This is a genomic window from Mycolicibacter senuensis (genome assembly GCF_003284925.1).
Taxonomy (GTDB): domain Bacteria; phylum Actinomycetota; class Actinomycetes; order Mycobacteriales; family Mycobacteriaceae; genus Mycobacterium; species Mycobacterium algericum_A.
This window is the reverse complement of record NZ_QMEX01000234.1, coordinates 1-3323: the sequence shown is the minus strand read 5'-3', so window position 1 is coordinate 3323 and position 3323 is coordinate 1. Positions and strand designations below refer to the sequence as shown.

Sequence of the window (3323 nt, the reverse complement as noted above, 5' to 3'; positions counted from 1 at the left end):
CGGCGGCATCACCATGATCGTCGTCTGCGGCACCGGTGGGGGCGGCGAGGGTTCGTTGGTGGGAACCGACGGCGGTCGGCGGGTCTGGCGTGGCGGCGGCAGCGGAGTCACCCCGTTGTCCGGCAGCGCAGCGATCAGTGACGCCACCAGGGTGCCGTGCGCGTCACAGTCCGACAGCCCGTCCCCGCCGGCCATCACGTAGTCGCCGCCGCCGATGAGGTTCGGCATCCGCGGATGGGGAGTCACCCCGGTGTCGATGACCGCGACGCTCACTCCGGCGCCACGGCTGAACTTCCAGGCCTCCGGCAGATTGAGCATGTCCATGTAGGCCGGCTGCACCCGGAAGTCGGTGTCGGGCAACACGCCCACCTCGGTGCAGTACGAGGTCTGCCGCATCGTCTGCGGCGGCCCGGGCGGACCGTCCGGTGGCAACGCTCCGGGGTCGATGCCGGGCCGTTCGATCGCACCTGCGACCGGCATCCCGGCCAGCGAGCCGCCGGCCATCATGATGATCGCGGCGCCGGCCGCCGCGGTGCGCTGCAGCCGACGCACGCCCCTACCGGTACCGGATTGCTTCATAGGTATTCATCAACCACAGCGCCAACGGGAACAACGGCATCAGGCACAGGTATTCGATCCACTCGACGAACTTGCGGAACAGCGGACTGTAGATGGTGTTGGGCACGATCACCGCGGCCAACAGCCCGAACATCGGCACCAGTACCAGCATCGCCGCCCCGACCACCAGCGTCGTGGGCGTCCACAGCACCACCACGAAGCGCACCACCACCGCGGCGACGATCACCAGGCCGGTCAGCGTCACCGTGACCGCCTGCCACCGGTCCCGGAAGGAACGGCCTCGCAGCACCAGGAACCCAGCCGTCAGACCGGCCAGCAGCAACGGCAGCCACGATCGGTCCGAGTGCGGGTCGCACAGGCCGGTGACACACACCGCGATCAACACGCCCAGCCCGGTGAGCAGGCCGGTCAGGAAGGATCGTGCCCGCTCGGCGCGCAGCACCACTTCGCGGACCGACTCCGGCCCCTCCAGGGACGGCGCGGCGCCGGGCTTGCTCACCACCGTGGTGGGCAGGTCGGGCCGAGCCTCGAACACCCAGCGACTCGTCGCCGACGGGAAGACCGGCAGGCGCAGCCCGGCGAGCCACCGCGACAGCGACGGTGCCCACTGGTAGGCGAGCACACAGGCCAGGTATACGCACGCCATGAGAGTCACCGCCCCGGTCAGGAACAGCATCCGCAGGACGCCGACGACCATCACCGCCGCGCTGATGACGGTGACGGCCGAGTAGGCGGCCAGCTGCCGTCCGGTGAGGCGGATGACCGACAGTGCGGCGATGCCGGCGACGCCGAAACCCAGCGCAGCCTGCGCCGCACCGACCTCGCCGGGCACCGCGGCCGCGGCGGCCACAACCAGCGGAACCAGCCCGCTGGACAGCAGCACGTCGCCGGCCCACCGGTCGGAGGCGTTGCGCGCCTGGATGAGGATCAGCGCGGCGGCGATCAGCACCAATAGCGCCAGTCCCGCGCTGAATCCGGCCGTCAGCCAGTTGTCGTGCTGGACGCGCCAAGCGGCGAGCAGTCCGGTCGCCAACAACACGCCCAGGGCCAGGGTGGACACCCCGACGCGCACCGCGGTCACCGCATTGACCGGGGCGAACCGCTTGGCCAGGTTCACCGACACCGCCGTGGAGATGTGTTCGATGACCGGTGACCGCCGCTCCCGGTCCTCGATGAACCGCAGCCACAGCCGGTCGCCGTCGTAGACGTCCTGTTCGGTCAGCGACTGGTTCGGCCGCAGCGCCGTGCCGTCGACCAGGCACAGCACCCACCGGCCACGTCCCTCGGCCTGCAGGATGGGCTCATCGAGCTCGGCCAGCCGGTTGTTGATCACCTTGAGCAGCGGGTCCAGCATCACCGACACGGGCGCGTCGGCGTCCAGCAGCGTCCCGATCTGGACACCGTCGCCGGCCATGACGCCGACCACCACCGCACGCGGCGCGGACGTCGCGACTTCACCGCCCGGCTGCGGCGCTTCGATCGCCGTGGTCATGGTCGCACCCCCTGATCGACGAATACTGAACCCATAGCTGCCGCCTCGCAATTTGTCATTTCAAACTCTGTCCAATTCTAAAGGCAATGCATGTTATTCGCACGATTGCCATTTACAGGCAATTTCCCGGTGCGTCACAGGACATTTCGAGGCCGGTGGTTAGACCCTGCGGTGCGTTTTCCAGGCTCCATAGGGCAGCGTGTCGAGCACGGTTTTGACGCCCACCTGAACCAGTTGCGGGGTGGCCGGGCAGATCGCCAGCCACGCTTCGCCTGATCCGGCGGTGCGCGCCTGCTGATACAGCGCGATCCGGCCGCCGGATCCGTCTTTGAGCGACAGCACCGACGCGCTCGGCCCCTTGGCGTCGTCGCGGTATTGCCGCGCGTACACCGCGGCCTCCGCGGCCGGCTCGGACAGCGCCTGGCCCAGCGCGGCGACGGTGGCCGCGCTGATCCCCATCCGGCGCAGGTCTCCCCCGGTGAAGATGTTGAAGCCGGAGTCCTGCCAGCTCTGGGTCGCCTCGAGCATCTCCTCCATCGGCACGTTGACCGCGGTGATCTGCGCCGGATCGGCGTGGTGGATGGATTCCATGCCGTCGATCACCAGCGCGGCGATCGAGGCGGCATCGGTCACCGAGACGTCGTCGACGGTGATGTCGGTGCCGACCCGCACCGCCGACACCCAGTGCTCGCCGCGGCGCGCCAGCAGCACCCGGAACTCGTTGTCCGGGATGTCGCGGGTGCCGGGCGGCTGGTCTTCGTCGTCGATGACGCCGTAGCGCAGCTTGCCCAGCGACAGCAGGGCGACCACCTCGAGGTCGGGCGCGGCCAGCACCTTCATCCGGGCGGCGACGGTCTCGTTGACCTGGTCATCGACGACGATGCCCTGCTCACGCATCACGGCCATGCCGGGATGTTCCGACAGCCAATCATTCGAATCGGTGGAAACGTAGGGTCGGCAACGCAATTCGGGCGCAACGTGGCGAATATCCAGCAGCGCCTGCAGCAGCCAGAAACCCTCGACGTTGACGGTGATGTCTGTGCGGGTGCTCGGATCCATCACTACCCTCCTCTACCTTTGCCGACGTACTTGGCTATTGGATCACGTTGCGGCGCGGGAACGCCTGCCACCATCCCACCAATTGCAGCACGCGGCAGCACACCGGTGGGTCGGTGTGCTGCCGCGCTGCGGATTGCGGGTCGGTCAGGCCCAGCTGGAGCCGACCGAGGCGTCGGTGTTGGCCATGTTGTTA

3 protein-coding genes are annotated in these 3323 nt (G+C 68.6%); all 3 read right to left on the bottom strand.

The features are described from left to right. Positions 1-579, bottom strand: a 579-nt coding sequence (locus DQP56_RS23350) for a S8 family serine peptidase (protein WP_234825804.1), incomplete at its 3' end; no start/stop codon positions are given. Then, the gene (eccD, locus tag DQP56_RS23345; protein WP_112689425.1) at positions 557-2071 is read right to left on the bottom strand and encodes a type VII secretion integral membrane protein EccD; all 1515 of its coding nucleotides are present in this window, start codon (positions 2069-2071) and stop codon (positions 557-559) included. The genes eccD and DQP56_RS23350, both read right to left, overlap by 23 nt. 159 nt (positions 2072-2230) lie before the next feature. Then, complete coding sequence (locus tag DQP56_RS23340; RefSeq protein WP_013828831.1) at positions 2231-3130, bottom strand: ESX secretion-associated protein EspG; 900 nt, start codon at positions 3128-3130, stop codon at positions 2231-2233. Between the last annotated feature and the right edge of the window lie 193 nt (positions 3131-3323).

Coding starts and splice junctions, on each gene's coding strand:
- eccD (WP_112689425.1), bottom strand. CDS start 2,071: ATGACCACGGCGATCGAAGCGCCGCAGCCGGGCGGTGAAGTCGCGACG.
- DQP56_RS23340 (WP_013828831.1), bottom strand. CDS start 3,130: ATGGATCCGAGCACCCGCACAGACATCACCGTCAACGTCGAGGGTTTC.